Annotated in this window: 13 protein-coding genes; 9 read left to right on the top strand and 4 right to left on the bottom strand. The window is 72.6% G+C overall.

Annotation, left to right across the window (positions count from 1 at the left end; translation table 11 throughout):
• Positions 1 to 57: 57 nt before the first annotated feature.
• On the top strand, positions 58 to 2,628 hold the full coding sequence (locus ACIO9J_RS17980) for a M14 family zinc carboxypeptidase (protein ID WP_401999775.1): 2,571 nt from the start codon (positions 58 to 60) through the stop codon (positions 2,626 to 2,628).
• Between the two features lie 78 nt (positions 2,629 to 2,706).
• The gene (locus tag ACIO9J_RS17975; protein ID WP_401999772.1) at positions 2,707 to 3,867 is read left to right on the top strand and encodes a serine hydrolase domain-containing protein; all 1,161 of its coding nucleotides are present in this window, start codon (positions 2,707 to 2,709) and stop codon (positions 3,865 to 3,867) included.
• An 81-nt stretch (positions 3,868 to 3,948) separates the two neighbouring features.
• Here the strand turns inward: ACIO9J_RS17975 and ACIO9J_RS17970 are convergent, their stop codons facing one another.
• Both ACIO9J_RS17970 and ACIO9J_RS17965 read right to left on the bottom strand, forming a co-directional pair.
• Positions 3,949 to 4,377 (bottom strand): organic hydroperoxide resistance protein, encoded by a 429-nt coding sequence (locus ACIO9J_RS17970; RefSeq protein ID WP_401999769.1) that lies wholly within the window; start codon positions 4,375 to 4,377, stop codon positions 3,949 to 3,951.
• A gap of 154 nt (positions 4,378 to 4,531) precedes the next feature.
• Positions 4,532 to 5,563 carry an NADP-dependent oxidoreductase gene (locus ACIO9J_RS17965; protein ID WP_401999766.1) on the bottom strand — a complete coding sequence of 344 codons (1,032 nt, stop codon included), beginning with the start codon at positions 5,561 to 5,563 and terminating at the stop codon, positions 4,532 to 4,534.
• Between the two features lie 147 nt (positions 5,564 to 5,710).
• Here ACIO9J_RS17965 and ACIO9J_RS17960 point away from each other — a divergent pair, with 147 nt between their 5' ends.
• Positions 5,711 to 6,184: a MarR family winged helix-turn-helix transcriptional regulator gene (locus tag ACIO9J_RS17960; RefSeq protein ID WP_401999763.1), complete on the top strand. Its 474-nt coding sequence runs from the start codon at positions 5,711 to 5,713 to the stop codon at positions 6,182 to 6,184.
• A gap of 955 nt (positions 6,185 to 7,139) precedes the next feature.
• Here the strand turns inward: ACIO9J_RS17960 and ACIO9J_RS17955 are convergent.
• Both ACIO9J_RS17955 and ACIO9J_RS17950 read right to left on the bottom strand, forming a co-directional pair.
• Complete coding sequence (locus ACIO9J_RS17955; protein WP_402001068.1) at positions 7,140 to 8,393, bottom strand: helix-turn-helix domain-containing protein; 1,254 nt, start codon at positions 8,391 to 8,393, stop codon at positions 7,140 to 7,142.
• A 90-nt stretch (positions 8,394 to 8,483) separates the two neighbouring features.
• On the bottom strand, positions 8,484 to 8,636 hold the full coding sequence (locus ACIO9J_RS17950) for a hypothetical protein (protein WP_401999760.1): 153 nt from the start codon (positions 8,634 to 8,636) through the stop codon (positions 8,484 to 8,486).
• Positions 8,637 to 8,863: 227 nt separating this feature from the next.
• Between ACIO9J_RS17950 and ACIO9J_RS17945 the strand changes: the two genes are divergently transcribed.
• From ACIO9J_RS17945 to ACIO9J_RS17920, 6 genes are all read left to right on the top strand, one after another.
• Complete coding sequence (locus ACIO9J_RS17945; RefSeq protein ID WP_401999757.1) at positions 8,864 to 9,898, top strand: DUF3068 domain-containing protein; 1,035 nt, start codon at positions 8,864 to 8,866, stop codon at positions 9,896 to 9,898.
• Between the two features lie 323 nt (positions 9,899 to 10,221).
• Complete coding sequence (locus ACIO9J_RS17940; protein WP_401999754.1) at positions 10,222 to 11,388, top strand: glycosyltransferase family 4 protein; 1,167 nt, start codon at positions 10,222 to 10,224, stop codon at positions 11,386 to 11,388.
• The gene (locus ACIO9J_RS17935; protein WP_401999751.1) at positions 11,385 to 12,113 is read left to right on the top strand and encodes a class I SAM-dependent methyltransferase; all 729 of its coding nucleotides are present in this window, start codon (positions 11,385 to 11,387) and stop codon (positions 12,111 to 12,113) included. The genes ACIO9J_RS17940 and ACIO9J_RS17935 overlap by 4 nt, the downstream gene beginning before the upstream one ends.
• Positions 12,110 to 16,522 (top strand): alpha-(1->3)-arabinofuranosyltransferase family protein, encoded by a 4,413-nt coding sequence (locus tag ACIO9J_RS17930; protein WP_402001065.1) that lies wholly within the window; start codon positions 12,110 to 12,112, stop codon positions 16,520 to 16,522. Before ACIO9J_RS17935 ends, ACIO9J_RS17930 begins: the two co-directional genes overlap by 4 nt.
• The gene (locus tag ACIO9J_RS17925) at positions 16,519 to 17,946 is read left to right on the top strand and encodes a condensation protein (RefSeq protein ID WP_401999749.1); all 1,428 of its coding nucleotides are present in this window, start codon (positions 16,519 to 16,521) and stop codon (positions 17,944 to 17,946) included. The genes ACIO9J_RS17930 and ACIO9J_RS17925 overlap by 4 nt, the downstream gene beginning before the upstream one ends.
• Entirely contained in the window at positions 17,943 to 18,698 is a 756-nt protein-coding gene (locus ACIO9J_RS17920; RefSeq protein WP_401999746.1) for a class I SAM-dependent methyltransferase, read from the top strand. Before ACIO9J_RS17925 ends, ACIO9J_RS17920 begins: the two co-directional genes overlap by 4 nt.
• The last annotated feature ends 14 nt before the right edge of the window (positions 18,699 to 18,712 follow it).

Raw genomic sequence — 18,712 nt, 5'->3', positions numbered from 1 at the left:
TTGTTGTACGGGAGTTGAACCGGTAAGACCTCGCTCAACGATCTCCCGGAGGTACATATGGGTATGTCCCGGCCATCAAGACCCGTTCTGGTCACCACCGCCGCCGCCACGGGCGCGCTGCTGTTCACCGCGCTCGCCCCGGGCAGCGCGACCGCGGACCCGACGCCGCGCCCGGTCACCCGCGAGGGCTCGCCGCTGGGTGCCGACCGGGCGGCCAAGTCCCCGGCGGAGGCCGCGGGCCGCGCCCTCGCGGAGGCCGGGGCCCCGGAGCTCACCGGTGACAGGGGGCGCGGCTATCCCCGCGTGCGCAAGCTCGATCCGCCACCGGAGAATCCGGCCGACAAGTCGATAAAACTGGGGCTGACGCCGTACCGCGGCATAGCCCCGAAGCTGAACGCCCTGCAACACGTGGGCGACCGCGTGAGCGTGGAGATCGCGGGCCGCTCCGCGGGCGGGCACCAGCTCTATCTCGTGACCGTCACCGCGCCCGAGTCCGCGCGCGAGACCGCCCGCCAGGAGCGGATGCGCGAGCGCATCGAGGACTCCCCCGCCGCGGCGGCCAAGGACAAGGCGATCAAGTCCTCGTACAAGACGCCGGTCTTCATCAACAACAACATCCACGGCAACGAGTGGGAGGGCACCGACGCGGCCCTCAAGCTCATCGAGAAGCTCGCGAAGGCGAAGGACGCGAAGAGCGAGGACCTCCTCGCCCACAACCGCCTCTACTTCAACATCACCACCAACCCCGACGGGCGCATCGCGGGCACCCGCGCCAACGCCAACGGCTTCGACCTCAACCGCGACTTCATCACCGCGTCCCAGCCCGAGGCCCGCGCGGTCCGGCGGATCGCCGTCGCCAAGCAGCCCGCCGTCATGATCGACCTGCACGGGTACGTGAACGGCACGCTGATCGAGCCGACCACTCCCCCGCACGGCGAGAACTACGAGTACGACCTCTTCCTGAAGAACTCCTACGCCAACGCCCTCGGCATGGAGGCCGCCATCAAGGGCCTCGGCTACACCGAGGAGAAGGACGGCGTGAAGCCGCCCGTCATCCCCTTCCGCGACCAGCAGGAGGGCTGGGACGACTGGCCGCCGATCTTCACCCCGCAGTACATGCCGTTCCACGGCGCGGTCGCCACGCACACCATCGAGTTCCCGATGCAGGTGAACAACGAGGAGTACGACACCCAGCCGGCCGCCGAGCTGCGCCGCAGGGCCGCCATCAACGTGGACATCGCGGGCGCCGCCATGCGCGCCACCCTCGACTACACGGCCGCGCACCGGCGCTCGGTCATCGCCGACCAGATCGAGGTCTTCCGGCGGGGCGCGACCGGCGCGAAGCAGGTGCCGGTGTCCGAGGAGACCGTGCCGGGCGTGCCGGGGATCGGTCCCGAGGACGTCTACACGACCGAGTTCCCGCGCGCGTACGTGATTCCGGCCGAGGGCCGTGGCCAGCGCTCGGCGACGGCGGCCGCGCGCCTGGTGGACCATCTGCTCGCCAACGACGTACGCGTGGAGCGCGCGAAGGACTCCTTCCGGCTCGGCGGCCGCACGTACCCGAAGGGCTCGTACGTCGTCGACATGCACCAGCCCAAGCGGGGCCTTGCGAACGTGATGCTGGCGGACGGCCGGGACATCAGCGACAAGGTGTCGACCATGTACGACATCTCGGGCTGGAGCCTCGGGCGGCTGTGGGGCGCGAGCGTGGACGTGGTCAAGGGCGGTGACCTGGACGGCGTCCGGGCCCGGCCGGTGCACGCCGCCTCCCGCGTCGGCTACGTCGCCCCGCGCGGCGATCTGCGCCTGCGACTCGACGACCCGCGCGAGATCGCGGCCCTCAACTCCCTTCTGTCGCAGGGTGTTTCTGTGCGCCGCGACCGTGACGGGAGCGCCGTCCTGCCGTCGTCCGCGCGCCGTGCCGCGACCGCCGCGGCCAAGAAGTACGACGTGTCCTTCGACGCCACCAAGGCCAAGGGCGGCGCCGCGCTGCACCGCACCCGGGTCGCCGCCGCCGTCACGCCGGGTGAGCTGTTCGCGCTGCGGGAGATGAACTTCGACGTGGTGCCGGTGTCGAACGCCGTGCTGAACGTGGGCTTCGACTGGAAGAAGGCGGATGTCCTCTTCGTATCGGCGGGGCTGGACCGCGGTGAGCTGAACGCGGCGGCGAAGGCCGGGCTCGACCGGTTCCTCGCCCGGGGCGGCGGCCTGGTCGGGCGGGGCGCGACCGGCGCCGGGCTGAACGCCGACGCGAAGCTGCTCGCCGCCAAGCCCGTGGAGGGCAACGGCGACGCCAACGGCGTGGTGCGGGTGACCAGTTCGGGCGGCGCGATCACCGGCGGTGCTCCGGAGCACAGCTTCGTCTACGCGCCGATGTGGTTCACCGACCTCGGCCCCGGAGTGCGCGTGGAGCAGAAGTACGGCACGGGCAATCCGCTGCTGTCCGGGCACTGGCGGGCCACCGAGGACGGCACCGGAGGCCCCGTGGCCGCCGCGGGCCGGGCCTCGGTGATCAGCGGGACCGCGGGCCGCACGGACGTGGTCCTCTTCGGCACGGAACCGCTCTTCCGCGACCATCCCAAGGGCGTGTTCCCGCAGGTCGGAAGGGCCCTGCTGACGGTCGGCTGAAGCCTGGAAATACCCACGGTGGCGCGGCGGTTGATCGGGTGGAGATCATTCCGCCGCGCCACCCTGGAGGCCATCACCATGACCCGTGAGATCCGCGTACAGGGCACCGTCGCCGACGGATACGAGGGCGTGCGCGACGAGTTCACCGCCGTCCTCGCGGTCGAGGAGCCGCACTACGCGGGCCAGTTGGCCGCGTACGTCGGGGGTCGTCGGGTCGTCGACCTGTGGGTCGGGCCCGACACCGACGGCGACACGCTGTACGGGGTCTACTCCTCCACCAAGGGCGCGGCCCACCTCGTCGTCGCCCTGCTCGTCCAGGACGGCGTGCTCGACCTGGACCGCGAAGTCGCCCACTACTGGCCGGAGTTCGCCGCCGAGGGCAAGGGTGCCGTGACCCTGCGGGAGCTGCTCGCGCACCGCGCGGGCGTCGTGGGCGCCGACGCCGGGTTCTCGCCCGACGAGCTCGCCGACGACCGGGTGATCGCCGCGCGCCTGGCCGCGCAGCGCCCGTTCTGGCGCCCCGGCGCCGCGTTCGGCTACCACGCGCTCTCCATCGGGGCACTCTCCGGCGAGGTGGTGTTCCGCGCCACCGGTCGGACCTTGCAGGAGGTGTACGAGGAGCGGGTGCGCGCCCCGTTCGGGCTCGACTTCTTCCTCGGCCTGCCCGAGGAGCACGAGGGCCGCTTCCATTCGGTCCTGCCGATGGTCCCGACGCCCGAGCAGCGGGAGCTCATCGAGGCGCGGCCGACCGGGCCGCACACCCTCGACTCGATCGCCTTCAACCGCAACGCCGCGCACCCCACCGACCTGGAGTCGCTGCCCAACTCCCGTGCCGTACGCGCCAAGGGGCCCGCCTCGGCCGGTGGCGTGGCCTCCGCGCGCGGCCTCGCGGGGATGTACGCGGCGGCGGCCACCGGCGCCGAAGGGCGCGAGGCGCTCCTGAAGCCGGACACGCTCGCCGCGTTCGGGCAGGTCCAGTCGATCGGGTACGACCTGGTGGCGCGGACCCACAAGGCGTTCGCGGTCGGCTTCCAGGCCACCTCGGAGGTCTGGTACCCGTTCCTCGGCGTGGGTTCGATCGGGCACAGCGGCGCGGGCGGCTCGCAGGCGTTCGCGGATCCGCGGGCCGGTCTGGCGTACGGCTACACCCGGCGGCGGTTCGCGTTCCCCGGCGGTCCCGCGCCCGAGAACGCGCGGCTCGCGCGCGCGGTGCACGAGGCGGCGCTCGCGACGGGCTGATCCGGCCCGCCGCTCGGCCCGGAGCACGACGGAGGGCCGCACCCCCGCCGGGGTGCGGCCCTCCGTGACGTACGACCGCGGTCAGGCAGCCGAGACCTCGACCTTGATGTTGCCGCGCGTGGCGTTCGAGTAGGGGCACACCTGGTGCGCCTTCTCGACCAGGGACTGCGCGGTGGCCGCGTCCACGTTCGGGATGGAGGCGGTGATCACGACCTCCAGGCCGAAGCCGCCGGCCTCGTTCTGGCCGATGCCGACCTTGGCGGTCACGGTCGAGCCGGAGATGTCGGCGTTCTCCTTGCGGGCGACCACGCCGAGGGCGCCCTGGAAGCAGGCGCTGTAGCCGGCCGCGAAGAGCTGCTCGGGGTTGGTGCCCGCGCCGCTGCCGCCCATCTCCTTCGGGGGGTTCACGACGACGTCGAGCTTGCCGTCGTCGCTGGCCACACGGCCGTCGCGGCCGTTCTCGGCGGTGGCGACAGCGGTGTACTTGACGTCGATCTTCTGGATGGACATAGGTGCCTGTTCCTCCTGAGATGTGACGTGGTGCGCGCCCACAACCACGGCTTGTGGAATTAGGTTATCGGATACCGGAAACCTGTCCACGGAGCCGGTGCCGTCGTACCGCCGATGCCTCCGGTGCGCCGGTGCCTCCGGTGCCTCCGGTGCCTCAGCCAAGGGAGACGATCATCTTGCCGGTGTTCTGGCCGCGGAGCATGCCGAGGAAGGCGTCCACGCCGTTCTCCACGCCCTCGACGACCGTCTCGCCGTACTTGAGCTCGCCGGAGCGCACCCACGCGCCGACCTCGCTGACGAACTGCGGCTGGAGCGCGCTGTGGTCCTGCACGAGCATGCCCTCCAGGCGCAGGCGCTTGCCGATGACCATGGCGAGGTTGCGCGGGCCCGGGGTGGGCTCGGTGTCGTTGTAGCCCGCGATCATGCCGCAGATGGTGGCGCGGCCGTGCACGTTCATGCGGCTGATGGCGGCCTCCAGGTGCTCGCCGCCGACGTTGTCGAAGTAGACGTCGACGCCGTCGGGGGCGGCCTCCTTGAGCTGCTCGACGACCGGCTTGGCGTCCTTGTAGTTGAAGGCCGCGTCGAAGCCGTACTCCTCGACGAGCAGCTTCACCTTCTCGTCCGAGCCCGCCGAGCCGATGACGCGCGAGGCGCCCTTGAGCCTGGCGATCTGGCCGACCTGGCTGCCGACGGCACCGGCCGCGCCGGAGACGAAGACCGAGTCGCCCTCCTTGAAGGAGGCGACCTCCAGGAGCCCGGCGTAGGCGGTCAGGCCCGTCATGCCTAGTACGCCGAGGTAGGCGGAGAGCGGGGCCGCGGCCGCGTCGACCTTGGTGGCGTGCTGGGCGGGGACCGAGGCGTACTCGCGCCAGCCCGCGAAGTGCAGGACGTGGTCGCCGACCGCGAAGCCCTCGGCGTTGGAGGCGACGACCTCGCCGACCGCGCCGCCCTCCATGGGGTGGTCGAGCTGGAACGGCGGGACGTACGACTTCACGTCGTTCATCCGGCCCCGCATGTACGGGTCCACGGAGAAGTGCAGGTTCCGGACGAGGACGCGGCCTTCCGCGGGGGCGGTCACGGGGGCCTCGCGCAGCGCGAAGTCCTCGGGCACGGGCCAGCCGTTCGGGCGGCGCACGAGGTGCCATTCGCGGCTTACGGAGGGGAGCTGCTCGGGGGTGACGGACATGGGGGCGTCCTCCAGTTACTGGCCGGCGCCGGCTCGGGCCGCCGCTCGCTGCCTCAGAATGCTTCACGTTCAGAAATGCTTCACGTACTGAAACAACCATGCTCCTAGATATTTCATGTTGTCAAGTAAACGGGTAGCCTTTGCACCATGGCCACCAGCAGCTCCCCCGAACGCGCCGAGTCCGACGCCTCCGTCGACCGCCGCGCCGACCCGCTGACGCTCGAAGTCGTCGAGCTGATCGGCACGGTCGTCGCGCGCTACTACGAGGAGTACGAGGCGGCGGCGGGCGAGCACGCGCTGACCGGGGCGCAGGCGCGGGTGCTCGGGCTGCTCTCCGTCGAGCCGATGCCGATGCGGCGGATAGCCCAGAAACTGAAGTGCGAGCCGTCCAACATCACGGGGATCGTGGACCGCCTGGAGGCGCGGGGCCTCGTCGAACGGCGCCCTGACCCGGCGGACCGCCGCGTGAAGCTGGCGGCGCCGACGGAGGAGGGGGTCCGGGTGGCGCGGGGGCTCCGGGACTCCCTCGACTTCGCGCGCGAGCCGTTGGCTGAGCTTTCGCGGGAGGAGCGGGTTTCCTTGCGGGGGCTTTTGCGGAGGATGCTCGGTGCGGGGGCGTGAGGGTCCGCTCCGGGGCTGACCTGCACGTCGGGCTCGTGCCGTGCGGGGCCGGTCGCGCAGTTCCCCGCGCCCCTTAACCTCCCTGCCCCCGTAAGGCTCGGGTCACACGGGGTTTCGCGCAGTTCCCCGCGCCCCTAAAAGCATGTCCCCCTCGGCGCCGGACAGGTGGGCCCCGATCAGGGGCGCGGGGAACTGCGCGAGCAACCACGACGCGCCCGCAGGATGCAGTCGACGCTATGTACACCACCACAAGAACCGGTCACACGTCTCCGACGGGGACGGTTCCGGGGTGTGGGGCGGTGATGTGGCCGGGGGTGAGGTGGGGTGGGGCGCGGGGGTGGTTGGTGAGGTGGGCGGGGAGGGGGTGGTGGGGGCGTCGCCGGGCTGGCTCGGTGTCGTGCGCTTGGCGGGGGGCTTCCTCGCATCCTTCGTCTCCCGCCCGGGGGAGGCAGAGGATGTGGAGGGGGCGGTAGCGGTGGTGGCGGCGGAGGGGGGCGACGCCGAGGGGGTCGACGGCGACGAGTCGTCGGCCGTGGGCGACGGAGGGGCCTCGTCCGGTGCTGAGGCCACCGCGGGCTCCTCCGCGGCCCCCTCCGTACCGAGTTCCGCCAGGCTCAGCCCACCCGCCGCGAGCGCGAGCCCCGCGGTGACGAGCAGGACCTTGCGGCGCCGGCGCCGATGCACCCGGCGGCCACGACCGCGCCCCCGCGTGCGCGGGGACTCCTCGTCGTACGCGTCCCCGCGCTCCGCCGGCTCCTCCCGCTCGGCGGCGACGGACCGCGCGTACTCCCGGCAGGACTCGGCGGGAGTTCCGCACCCCGGGCAGGCGAGGGCGCCGTTGAGGTGCCTGCGGCACGGGTGGCAGTAGTCCATGAGGCATGGAGGCTAGGTGCCGCGCCGGTAACAGTGGAAGCCGCCCCTGTGAAAGTTGTGTGCGAGATCGAACAGCCCGGCGCTATGCCCTGCCCAGCTGCCCTCGCAGCCGCCGCGCCCGCAGGACCAGTTCGAGTTCGAAGCGGCGGTCGGGGTCGTCGATCTCGTCACCCCACAGCTCCCTGATCTGGCGCAGGCGGTAGCGGACCGTCTGCGGGTGGACGCCGAGCCGGGCCGCCACCTCCGGTGCGCCGCCGCGGGTCTCCAGCCAGGCGAGGAGCGTCTCGGCGAGGCGGCGGCCGTGGGCGGGTCCGCAGTGGGCGAGGGGGGCGAGGCACCGGCGGGCCAGGTCCTCGATGAGCTCCTCGGGCTGGAGCAGCACGAGCGCCTCGGTGTGCTCGGTGCAGTGCAGGACCTCGCCCGCGGGCAGCAGCCCGCGTTCCATGAGCCGGACCGCCGCCTCCGCCCAGCGCAGCGACTTCGCCGCGTCGGCGAGCGGCACCGGCGGCCCGATGGCGCCCGACCAGCCCGCCATGGCGCGGCGAAGGAGTTCGGGGCGGCCCGCGGCGTCGGGGTCGGGCACGACCATGCGGGGCTGTTCGGCCTCCATGTCGAGCAGTACGCCCTGTCCGACGGCGGGCGCGACGGCCTCGCGCGCGGGGCGCAACAGGACGCCCACGGCGACGCGTTCGGGCAGTTGCCAGCCGACCCGGGCGGCCCGTTCGCCCAGGCCGTTGCCGAGGGAGGCGTGTCCCGCCGTCGAGGCAGTGCCGTGGCCCGAGCCGGGCAGCGGGCCCGCGAGCGTGCCGTGCACGGGGCCGCCGCCGTCGGGGCGCCGCTCGGCGAGCAGCAGCTCCATCAACTTCCTTTGCAGCCGCAGCCGTTCACCCGCCTCGCGGGCCGCGGCCTCGGCGTAGCCGCGTACGGACTGGTCGACGAGGCCGTCGAGGTACTCGAAGCCCGCCTCGGCGAGTTCGTACATGGCGGGCGGCGGGATCTCGATCTGCTGGCCGATCTCGGCGAGGCGGCGCCAGGCCAGGCGCACGCCGAGCCGGTAGATCGCCTGGAGCGAGTCGAGGCTGCGGCCGTGCAGTCCCTCGCCGCGGCCGAACTCCTGGAAGACCTCCAGGTGGTAGCGGGGACGCCCCTCCTGGGACGCGAGCTGCTGGACGAAGCCCTCCAGGGCACGGCGGATGCCGATGAGCGCCATCGGTTCGCCCGAGTCGTCGAGCACGACGGGCAGCCCCGGGTACTCGGCGCGGATCTCCCGCAGGATGTCGTGGGCGAGGGCGGGCACCTCCTCCATGGCCAGCGCGGCGAACTGCCGCACCTGCATCGGGGGCACGTCGCGCCAGGCGGAGCGGCCGGCGGAGGCCTGGCCTTCGGCGGCGGGCGAGGTCTCGGTGTCGGTCGCGGCCACGGTCACTCACTGCCCCCGCGTGGGTGCCTCGTAGTGCACAAGGGGTGTGTTGGGCTGATCCGGTGTGGCGTTGAGCAGCGCGACGACTCCGAGCGCGGCGGCCACGGCGAGCAGCGCCCCGGCGGCGACGGTGAGTGAAGCGGCGAGCAGTCGGTGCATGCGAGGGTCAGCCTCTCGGTCGGAGGTCGTCCCCACCCTGGTCACACGGTCCTCGCGCGCGCCCCGGCCGCATCCGTACGCGGTCCTGGTCGCACGCCACGCGCCGGGCCCCGTCCGGCAAGTGCCCAGTCTCTGCAATGCATTGACACCTCGTCAAGGGTGCGCCTACGGTTCCCGGCCCATACGGCTCGGTAACACTCTCCCGCCCTCAGCCCAGGAGTGACCCCATGCGCCGCACGGCCTCACCGCTCTCCCTGATCCTTCTCGGTCTTGGCGCGTTCCTTCTGGTCCTTGCACCGATGCTCGCCTGGTACGTGGAGCCACGCGCGAAACGCACGCCCGTGGACATCGACGTCGTCACCGTCTTCAAGGGCAAGGGGAGTTACTTCGACACCGAGAAGGTCAAGACGGTCCACGACAAAAACCTCACGATCACCCGACAGGTCCGCGGCGACGTCGAGGACAGCGAGGACAGCGGGCGCGCGATCTGGGACGTGTCCACCTCCGTCGATCCGGACAAGTCGCTGCCCGCGGCCGATCCGCACGACTCCCTCCAGTGGACCCTGGAGCGCTGGGTCACCGACCGGAAGACCAACGCGCCGGTGCACTGCTGCGGCGAGGAGCCGTACTTCGAGGGCGAGGCGTACCTGAAGTTCCCCTTCGACCTGGAGAAGCGCTCCTACCGCTGGTGGGACGGCACGCTGGGGGCGACGGTGCCGCTCACCTACCGGGGCACCAAGAAGATCCAGGGGTACGAGGGTTACCGGTTCACCGGCTCGGTGAAGGCCACCAAGACGGGTACCCGGCAGGTGCCTGGCCTGATGGTCGGGCAGCCGGAGAAGAGCCAGGTGATGGCCGACGAGTACTACGCCAACCACGCCATCGAGCTGGTCGCCGACCAGCGCACGGGCCGGATCATCTACGCCGCGATCGGGCCCCGCAAGACGCTGCGCGCGCCGGGTTCGAGCAAGGACTCGACGGTGCTGCTCGACAGCGAGCGGATCGCGTTCACCCCCGCCACGCAGAAGGCCCAGGTGAAGCTCGCGGACGACGACAGCAGCCGGTTGAAGCTGGTCGGGCAGACGCTGCCGGTGAGCGCGGGAATCCTCGGCGCGCTGCTCGCGGTGGCCGGAATCGTACTGGTTCTGCGCGGGCGGAACGACGACGGGGCGAACGGCCGTGGAAGGGGCGATGAATCGGCGGAGCCGGGCGGTCCGAATCCTGATACGTCCCCAACCGCCCTGCAACCCACCACGATGTGATGAGACGTCAGCTCTTAAAAGCCCGGAAATTGTCACCTCGGTGAGTAGCCGCGCAGAACGGGGCGGCGAAAACTGTCCACCCCACCCGAGCACAGTCCGCGCACCGCCCCCGCACAGGCCGAGCACAGCGCCCACAGGCCGGGCACAGCACCTCCGCACAGCGCCCCCACGGCTGCGCGGCGGGCCCGGCAGCACGGCACGGCAGCACGAGCAGCACCATCGCAGGACCGCTCCGCCGCACCATCGCTCCGCCGCACCACCGCAGGACCGTTCCGCCCGACCGCCCCCCACAGTTCCGCACCCTGAGACGAGTTGGAGCACGCATGCCCCAGCACGTACCGTCCTCGCTGCGCGCGGCCGCCCCACGCCGCGCGGAGTATCTTCCGGCGCCTCCCCCACAGCCGCGCCGGATCGTCTTCCTGGCCCACCGCGACCTCGGCAATCCGGCCGCGGGCGGCTCCGAACTCCTCGTCGACAAGCTCGCCGACGGGCTCAGCAAGCAGGGCCACCAGGTCACCCTGCTGTGCGGGGGCCCGGCCGCCTTCCGCGACTACCGCGTGGTGTCCGCGGGCGGCGACCTCGGCCACTACCTGCGGGCGCGCTCGGCGTTCACCCGGCAGGTCGGCGACTGCGATCTGCTGGTCGAGGTCTGCAACGGCATGCCGTACCTGGCGCCGCTGTGGCACCGCGGCCCCACCCTCTGTCTGGTCAACCACGTCCACACCGACCTGTGGGGGATGCGCTTCCAGGGCCCGCTCGCCCCGGCGGCCAGGCTCGGCCGAAGACTTGAACACTGGGCCCTCTCGGGCGCGCAGCGCGGCAATCTGCTGGTGGCCGTCTCGCCGTCGACGGCCACGGCCCTGCGCACGATCGGGGTCGAGCGCGAGCGCATCCGCATCGTGCACAACGGCGTCGAGGAGCCGGGGCCGCTGCACGCCCGCTCCGACGAGCCGCTGTTCCTCGCGATGGGACGCCTCGTCGAGTACAAGCGGATCGATCTGCTGCTGCGGCTGTGGGAGCGCGTCAGACCCGTCACCGGCGGCCGCCTGGTGATCGTGGGAGACGGGCCCGAGCGCGGCCGCCTCGAACAACTCGCGGGGCCCGGCGTGGAGTTCAGAGGCCATGTCTCCGAGGCGGAGAAGCACAGGCTGCTCTGCGAGGCGTGGCTGCTGCTCCATCCGTCGGCCGTGGAGGGCTGGGGCCTCGTCATCACCGAGGCGGCGACGCGCTCGACCCCGGCGATCGGCTTCGACGTCCCCGGGGTCCGCGACGCCGTCGAGGACGGCGTCACCGGCTTACTGGCCCCCGGCGAGAGCTCCTTCGCCGCCGCGTGGTGCACGCTGGCGCTGAGCACCGAGCGGCGCGAGACGTTCGGCAAGGCCGCGGGCGAGCGTGCCGTGGGGTTCCGCTGGGCCAACACGGTCCGGCAGTTCCAGGCGGTGGCGACCGAGGCCGTGGCCCTGCGGCAGGCCCCCCAGGGGTCCCCGTGAAGGACCCCTCGCTGCGGCGCTCCGTCACCCTCTTCCGGGCCTTCCTGAACGAACAGCGGGAGCCGGAGCACTGCTACACCCTGCTCGCCCGCGACGCCGCCGACCAGGTCGAGGCGTACGGACGCGTGAAGGACCGCGTCGTCGTCGACGTGGGCGGCGGGGGCGGCTACTTCACCGAGGAGTTCCGGCGGCGCGGCGCGCAGAGCTTCCTCTTCGAGCCGGACCTCTCGGAGATGACGGCCCACGGCACCAAGCCGCCCGAGGGGGCGGTCGTCGCGGACGGCTATCTGCTGCCGCTCGCGGACGGCGTCGCCGACGTCACCTTCTCCTCGAACGTCCTGGAGCACGTCGACGACCCCCAGACCTTCCTGAGCGAGCTGGTCAGGGTCACCAGGCCGGGCGGTCTGATCTACGTCTCGTTCACCAACTGGCTCTCCCCGTGGGGCGGTCACGAGTGGGCGCCCTGGCACTACCTGGGCGCCGACCGGGCCCGCGCCCGCTACGAAAGACGTACCGGCAAGGCCGCGAAACACACCCTCGGCGAGAACCTCTACGCCCACCACGTCGGCACGACCCTGCGCCAGGTGCGCGGCCGTGACGACGTGGCCGTGGTGTCGGCGCGCTCCCGTTACTGGCCGTTCCTGGCCGGGGCCGTCACCAAGGTCCCCGGTGTGCGCGAGTTCGCGACCTGGAACCTTCTCCTCATCCTCAGGCGGTGTCCATGACCACGGTCCAGGCCCCACCCCCGGCGGCCGTCAGGCCCACCACCCAGGCGCCTGAACCCTCGGGGGGGCCGCGCTCGCGGCGTTGGCTCCTGGGGTTCTGGGCCGTGGTGTTCGTGCTCTTCCTCGCGGTGAAACCCGGGCGGATGACGTTCGACACCAAGCTCGGTGTCGCCGTCGACCCCTGGCAGTTCCTCTCCGATCTCGGCCAGCTGTGGCACGACAGGGGCGGCTTCGGCGGCATCCAGGACCAGTACGCGGGCTACACCTTCCCGATGCTGCCGTTCTACGGCCTGGCCAAGCTCGTGCAGCTGCCGGTGTGGCTGGCCGAGCGGCTCTGGCTCTCGCTGATCGTGGCGGCGGCCTTCTGGGGCGCGCTGCGGCTCGCCGAGCGCCTGGGCATCGGCAGCAGGCCTAGCCGGCTGCTCGGCGCGGCGGCGTACGCGCTGTGGCCGACGTTCACCGTCGTGGTCGGCTCGACGTCGGCCGCGGCGCTGCCCGGCGCGGTGCTGCCGTGGGTGCTCCTTCCGCTGACCGACGAGCGGGTCAGCGCGCGCATCGCGGCCAGCCGCTCGGCGCTGATCATCCCGTTCATGGGCGGCGTGAACGCGGCGGCGACGCTCGCCTCGCTGCTCCCCGTGGGCCTCTATCTCCTTTCGCGCACGAACGGCCCGCGCAAGCGCAAGCTGATCACCTGGTGGGTGCCCGGGGTCGTCCTGGCCACCGCCTGGTGGGTGATCCCGCTGTTGATGCTGGGCATCTACGGCGAGAACTTCCTTCCGTACGTGGAGAATTCGGCGACCACGACCGGCACGATGTCGGCCACCGAGACCCTGCGCGGCGCCGGAAACTGGGTCGCCTATCTGCACTTCGGCGAGGCGTGGCTGCCGGCCGGCTGGACGGTGGCGACGGCCGTCGTCACGATCGTCTGCTCCGCGCTCGCCGCCGCCCTGGGCCTCGCGGGCCTGGCCCGGCGTGACCTGCCGGAGCGGCGCTGGCTGGTCCTGACCGTCCTCTCGGTCGTCCTGGTCACCCTCGCCGGGTACGGCGGCGCGTTCGGCGCCCCCTTCCACGGGACCGTCCAGTCGTGGCTGAACGGCGGGCTCGTGCCGTTCCGCAACATCTACAAGTTCCAGCCGGGCCTCGCCCTCGCGCTGGTCTTCGGCCTGATGCACCTGGTGGGCGTCGCGGCCCAGGCCCGCGGGGCGCGCCCGGTGCGCGGCCGCCGCTACGCGCCGCTGATCGCGGCGGTCCTCGTGCTGCCCGGACTCGCCTGGCCCTACCTCAACGGCTCGATCCTGCAGCCCGGTTCGTTCCAGAAGCTCCCCACGTACTGGCAGACCACCGCCGACTGGCTGGAGAAGTACTCCCCCGACTCGCGTGCCCTGGTGGTCCCCGCGACCGCGCACGGCATCTACACCTGGGGCTCCCCCATCGACCAGCCGCTCGACGTGCTCGCCGACTCCCGCTGGGCGCAGCGCGACTACGTGCCGTTCGGCACGCCGGGCAACCGGCGCGCGATGGACGCCGTCGAGCAGGCGCTGATGACCGGCTCCGAAGTCCCGGGCCTGCACGACTACTTGTCGCGCGCGGGGCTGCACTACGTCGTCGTACGCAACGACCTCGACCCCGACCAGATCGGCAACGTGCCGACCTCGACGGTCAAGCGCACCCTGACGGAGTCCGGCTACCGGCGCGTCACCGGCTTCGGCCCGACCGAGACCGGCGGCAGGATCCCGAACGACACCCCCCTCCAGGTGGAGGGCCTCTATCCGCGCCAGCGCGCGGTGGAGATCTACGCCCCCGCCTCCGGTGCCGAGCGCCCCGGCCAGGCGAGCCTGAAGCCGGTGTCGAACACGGCGGTGGTCAGCGGCGGACCCGAGTCCCTGCTGCCGCTCTCCGCCGACCCGGCCATGCGCGACCGCCCGGCCGTCCTGACCGGCGACAACCACCCCGGCGTCGGAACTCCCGGCCTCCAGGCGGTCGGTGACGGCCTGCGCCGCGCCGACACCCGCTTCGGTCTGGTCAACTCCAACACCTCGTACACGTACGGCCGCGACGAACGCAACGCGCCCGACGCGCTCCAGGACCCCGGCAAGAAGCCGCACCAGATCCTGCCGACGAAGGGCATCGAGCACCAGACGACGGCGGAGCTGCGCGGCGCGAAGTCGGTGACGGCGTCCTCCTACGGCAACTGGCTCTTCCACCTGCCGCAGTACGACCCGGTGAACGCCTTCGACGGCAACCCGGATACCGCCTGGGCCGAGGGCAACGCCGGTTCGGGCAAGGGCGAATGGCTCAAGGCCGAGTTCAACGCGGCGATCGACGTGCCGTCCGCCTTCCGCGTCACCCCGCTGCCGCAGGACGGCGGCGCGCGCTCGGCGCCCACCCGGATCCGCGTGGAGACGTCGCACGGCAGCGTCACCAGCAACCTCCAGCCCGACGGCACGCCCCAGCGGGTCAAGGCCGTCGCCGGCTCCACCAAGTGGATCAAGATCACGATCCTGGACACCCAGGAGGCCCAGCCCGGCCTGACGGGCGCGGGCTTCTCCGAGATCAGCCTCCCCGACGTCCGCGTCACCAAGCTCCTCCAACTCCCCACGGACGCCGCGAAGTCGACGGACGCCCGGTCGACCACTTACTCCCTGCACCGCTCGTCCGACCCGGGCGCCCTCTCCCAGGTGAACACCGAGTCGGGCCTGCACCGCCGCTTCACCACGGCGGCGGACGGCGAGTACGAGGTGAAGGCCAGCGCGGTCGCCGTGCCCGGCAGGGAACTGGACGAGCTGCTCTACAAGGTGGCGCCCGAACAGCGGCAGCAGATCATCGCGACGGCGGACTCCACCGCACGCCTCGGCAGCGGCCTGTCCCCGCGCAACCTGACCGACGGCGACCTGACGACGGGCTGGATCGCGGGCACCACCAACCGCCCGGTGATCCACCTCAAGTGGCCGGACAAGCAGCCGGTCGGCGAGATCGTGCTGCCCGCCGCGGGCGGCCTCTCGACCCGCCCCGAGAAGATCGAGATCAGCTCGCCGGACGGCGCGGCGACCGCGGGCGTGGACGAGAACGGCAACGCCCGCTTCGCCCCGATCACCACCGACGAGATGGACATCACCATCACGGAGACGGCGCCGCTGACCGTCCACAACCCGGTGGCGGACGACGACCTCCAGCTCCCCGTGGGCCTCACCGAGGTCTACGTCCCCGCCCTCGACAAGTACCGCACGCCCCAGCCCGACCCCACCGACACCTTCAGCCTCCCCTGCGGCCAGGGCCCGACGATGTCGGTCGACGGCGAGCTGTTCGAGACCAGCGCCAAGGGCAAGGTCCAGGACCTCACGGACCGCCGCCCGGTGGACATCACGCTCTGCCAGGAGGGCAGGAAGGCGGCCACCGTCAGCCTCGACGCCGGGGCGCACAGCGTGGAGACGGGCGACGCGGGTCCGCTCACGGTCATGGACGCCTCGCTGACCACCGGCACCCCGGGCCAGGTCGACAAGGCATCGCGCGACCTGGAGATCAAGGACTGGCTCGGCGACCGCCGCGAGCTGACGGTCGGCTCCGGGGCGGCCTCGTACCTCAGCACGTACGAGAACGTGAACGACGGCTGGAAGGCCACGCTCAACGGCAAGGAACTGACCTCGCTGCGGCTCGACGGCTGGCAGCAGGCCTGGCTGGTGCCGCAGGGCGAGGGCGGCACGGTCAAGCTCACCTACGAGCCCTCGCAGATCTACGAGATCGGCCTGATCCTGGCCGGAGTGGCGGTCCTGGGCCTGATCGGCCTGGTCCTGATCCGCCGCCGCGACCCCAACCCGGACGCGCCCGCCCCGGCCCCGCCGGCCCCGGGCCCGGTCCTCGGCGCGGTGGCGCTGACGCTCGTGGCCGTGGTCGTCGCGGGCCCGTTCGCCCTGCTGGTCCCGGCCCTCGCCCTGCTCGCCTGGTACCGCCACGCGCTGCTGGTGCCGATCGCCTTCGTGGCGATGGCGGGCGCGGGCATCGCGGCGGCCACCGGGGCGGGCGAGCCCATCGCGTCCGACGCGGGCGCGTTCGGCCCGACGGCCCAACTCCTCGCGCTCATCGCCCTGTTCGCGGCCCTGGTGACCGTGCGGGAGCAGACACGCCCGCACACCGTGGATACGTTGGAGCAGGAGCGGCCACCGGAGCCACCGCCCTACGCCCCGTCGAACCCCGCCACCTTGAACCTGGGCCCCGACCGGGACCTGGGCACCCCCGCGGCGCCCCCGCTCCCCCAGCGCAGACGCGGTGACAACGGCCCGGCGGGCCCCACAGTCTCGGCCAGGGGCCCCGCATCGGGACAGCCGGACCCGGCCCCGTCGGGACGGGCCACGATCCGCTTCCCGCGCCGCAGGCAACGGACCAGCACGCCGGACACGGGGAAGGACACATGACCGCACTCGACCACCCGGCACACCAGGCGGACGGCGGAGGACCGCCCCTGCGCGTGCCGTTCCCCGTCGTGGACGAGGTCTCCCGGCACTGCCTCCAGGAGGAGGAGCCGGAGACCGTCCACATAGAAGTGCACCTGCCGGGCACCCCGGACCCGGACCGCCTCCGGGCCGCCTTCCACGAGGCCCTGCGCCGCCACCCGCGCATCCTGATGCGCGAGGCGAAGGGCCCGTGGTACCGGCGCCGCTACGAGTGGGAGCTGACCGCGGAGCCCGACACCGAGCCGGTCTCCTTCCCGCCCCCGGAACGGGACGCCCTGAAGCGCGCCAGGGAACGCGCCCTGTCCCAGGCGCCGCCCCTGGCCTCCTCACCGCCGATCCGCCTGGAGGTGGTGACGGCGGAACCCGGCCGCGCGGAAGGCCCCGCTCCGGAAGGGACGGAGCGCTCCACGTCGGAGCACCCCACGACGGGGCCCGCGGCGGACGAGGCGCCCGCCACCGGCTCCGTCCTGTTCCTGACGATCAACCACACGGCCCTGGACGGCCCGGCCTGTCTGCGCGTGCTGGCCACGGCGGCGGAGATCTACGGGGGCAAGGACAACTCCCCGGCCGCGCCCCCCACCCGTACGCCCGACCAGGGCACCCAGGAGCAGCCGCCCGCGCCCGAGGCCCCCTCCGGCTGGAGTCCGCCCGCCCGCGTGGCCAAGGGCAGCCCGGAGCCCTCGCCCGGCAACGGCATGCTCGTCGTGGAGCTCCCCGTGCCGCGACGCCCCAAGGGCTCCCCCTTCACCGTCAACGACCAGCTCATGGTCGCCACGGCCTTGATGATCGCCCACTGGAACCGCGAACACGGCGCCGGTCCGCGCCCGTTCCGCATCACGATGCCCGTGGACGACCGGCCCAGGGACGCCGGCATGCCGATCGGCAACGGCACCCGCCTGGTCGAAGTGCCCTTCGGTGCCGAGGAGTTGGCAGACCGGGACTGGACCCCCGAGGCCATCCGCGACCTGCTGCGCCGCACCTCGGACCGCACCCGCGCCCTCAAGGCCCTGGCCCGCCCCCAACTGGGCCACGGCGCCGCGCTGCTGACCGCCCCCGTGCTCCCGGTCGCCCTGCGGGCCGCGGTGACCAGGGGCCTGCGCAGGGCGGCCGCGCCCTGGACGTCCACGACCCTGCTGAGCAACATCGGCCGCATCCCGTACGCCCTGGACTTCGGCGACGCGGGCCGCGCCCACGCCGTGTGGTTCTCCGCGCCCGCCCGCATGCCGCGCGGCCTGACCGTGACGACGGCGTCGACGGCGGGCCGGCTGCACCTCGCGCTGCGCTGGTCGAGGACGCTGCTGAGCCACGGCGACGGGGCACATCTGCGTGATCTGTTCGAGCACTACCTGCACGCGACGGAACACACGGAGGAGGGCCCGAAGTGACGGCGCAGACGACCGAGCAACACCGGCCGGGCCTACGGGACTTCTACGAGAACCCGGCCGTCCCCGTGGCATCGGGCGACGCCCGCACGCTGCGCCAGGCCCGGATCCTGGCCGCCGCCCTCGGCCCGGCCACCTCTCCCACGACACCGACCGCCCCCGCCACCATCCTGGACATCGGCTGCGGTGACGGCACGGCGGCGGCCACCGCGGCACCCCTCCTGGCCGGGCACCGCCTCATCGGCGTCGACTGGTCCCAGGACGCCCTGAAGCGCGCCCACGCCCACCTCCCGTACGTCGTACGCGGTGAACTCACCGACGGCGGGCTGCCGTTCGCGACGGGCTCGGCGGACGCCGTCCTGTTCAGCGAGGTGATCGAGCACCTCGTCGACCCGGACAGCGCGCTCGACGAACTGAGAAGGGTGCTGCGGCCGGGCGGGCACCTCATGCTGTCCACGCCCAACCTCGCCGCCTGGTACAACCGGGGCCTGCTCCTGGCCGGCGTGCAGCCGGTGTTCTCCGAGGTGAGCCTGCGCGGCATCCACGGCCGCCCCGGCAAGGAGGTGGTGGGGCATCTGCGCCTGTACACGGCCCGCGCGCTGCGCGAGTTCGTGACGGCGGCGGGCTTTCACGTGACCGGCCTGACCGGCGCCCCCTTCCACGGCGTGCCGCGCCCGCTGCGCGCCCTGGACCGGCTGGCCTGCGCCGTGCCGAGCGCCGCGTCGATCCTGCTGCTGCACGCCCGAAGGACTTGAGTCCGATGTGGTGG

Origin of the sequence: Streptomyces sp. NPDC087300 (assembly GCF_044744425.1) — a bacterium.
In the GTDB taxonomy this organism is placed as follows: Bacteria; Actinomycetota; Actinomycetes; order Streptomycetales; family Streptomycetaceae; genus Streptomyces.
The sequence above is the reverse complement of the archived record's forward strand: the minus strand, read 5'-3'. Positions and strand labels throughout refer to the sequence as shown.